Origin of the sequence: Rahnella perminowiae, from assembly GCF_019049755.1 — a bacterium.
In the GTDB taxonomy this organism is placed as follows: Bacteria; Pseudomonadota; Gammaproteobacteria; order Enterobacterales; family Enterobacteriaceae; genus Rahnella; species Rahnella perminowiae.
Window position 1 is genome coordinate 1 of the sequence record NZ_JAFMOS010000021.1, and the last position, 256, is coordinate 256.

Here is a 256-nt window from a genome sequence, read left to right on the forward strand (position 1 = left end):
CGAGATTCCCCCAGTAGCGGCGAGCGAACGGGGAAGAGCCCAGAACCTGAATCAGTTTGTGTGTTAGTGGAAGCGTCTGGAAAGTCGCACGGTACAGGGTGATAGTCCCGTACACAAAAATGCACAGATTGTGAGTTCGATGAGTAGGGCGGGACACGTGACATCCTGTCTGAATATGGGGGGACCATCCTCCAAGGCTAAATACTCCTGACTGACCGATAGTGAACCAGTACCGTGAGGGAAAGGCGAAAAGAAC

The 256-nt window shown here is 52.7% G+C and carries 1 rRNA gene; it reads left to right on the forward strand.

The features are described 5' to 3' along the window. A 23S ribosomal RNA gene (locus tag J1785_RS00090) occupies nt 1-256 on the forward strand; the annotation flags it as partial.